Annotated in this window: 2 protein-coding genes; one reads left to right on the top strand and one right to left on the bottom strand. The window is 68.8% G+C overall.

What is annotated here, in order from left to right; genetic code table 11:
- Nucleotides 1–674, bottom strand: a 674-nt coding sequence (locus F6S12_RS32165; protein WP_409999883.1) for an alcohol dehydrogenase catalytic domain-containing protein, incomplete at its 3' end; no start/stop codon positions are given.
- 29 nt (nucleotides 675–703) lie between these two features.
- Between F6S12_RS32165 and F6S12_RS32160 the strand changes: the two genes are divergently transcribed.
- The coding region (locus F6S12_RS32160; RefSeq protein WP_315869912.1) for an ankyrin repeat domain-containing protein at nucleotides 704–977 on the top strand (274 nt) is incomplete at its 3' end.

The following is a 977-nucleotide window of genomic DNA, read 5'->3' as shown; positions in this document are numbered from 1 at the left end:
TCCAGGGCGATCAGGCAGAGCATGGCAGTGTAGCCGGCGGTGCCGATGGCCATGGCCTGGCGCGCGCTGAAGGCTTCAGGCAGGTGGATCAGCCAGTCGCCCTGCAACCGGGCCTTCTGCGCCAGCCCGCCCCAGTGGCTCTCGCCCACGCCCCAGCCATTGAGCAGCACCTGCTCACCCGGGCGAAAGCGCGGATGGCTGCTGGCTTCGACGGTGCCTGCCAAGTCGATACCGGGGACCATGGGAAACTGCCGCACCACCGGGCTCTTGCCGGTGATTGCCAGGCCGTCCTTGTAGTTCAGGGTGCTGTAGGCCACCCGGACCGTGACATCGCCCTCAGGCAGTTGCGCCTCCTCCAGCTCGCGCAGATGGGCGCGATAACCTGCAGTGTCTTTGTCGATCACAATGGCCTTGAACATCATGGACTCCTGTTGGCAAGGGAGGCTGCAGCGCTGGCTGCAACGGCGTAGAGCGCGAACGCGCCATCCTACGCAAGCCTCTGCAAGGCGTCCATGAGCCTCCCCTCCCCACCCGCGACGCTCGAAACAGCCCACTGCCCACGCCGGCGTCGCGTATCGCAGTACAGCCCGGCGCGCCCGGCCTGCCGGAACCGGGGCGTGGAGTAGCCCGGGCGTGGCAGAACCTGGCCCCAGAGCGCTACCATGCGGCGGCATCTGCCCCCTGACCGAACGGATTTCCGACCTTGTCCCATCTCCTGGAAAAAGCCGCCGCGCGCGGCGACCTTGCTGCTCTCGAGCGCCTGCTGGATGCGGGTGCGGACCTTGAATGGCAGCACAAGGGCACCGGCCGCACGGCCTTGCTGGCCGCCACTATCGCCGGGCACCAGCCGGCCGTGGCGCTGCTGCTGGCGCGCGGCGCGAATGTCCTGCAGCCGTGCAAGGCCCTGGGCTACAGCCCCCTGGCCTGGGCCGCCAGCCACGGCGACACCGCCCTGGCCGAGTTGCTGATCGCCCATG

This window comes from Pseudomonas sp. JV245A, assembly GCF_032424515.1.
GTDB classification, from domain to species: Bacteria; Pseudomonadota; Gammaproteobacteria; order Pseudomonadales; family Pseudomonadaceae; genus Aquipseudomonas; species Aquipseudomonas protegens.
The sequence above is the reverse complement of the archived record's forward strand: the minus strand, read 5'-3'. Positions and strand labels throughout refer to the sequence as shown.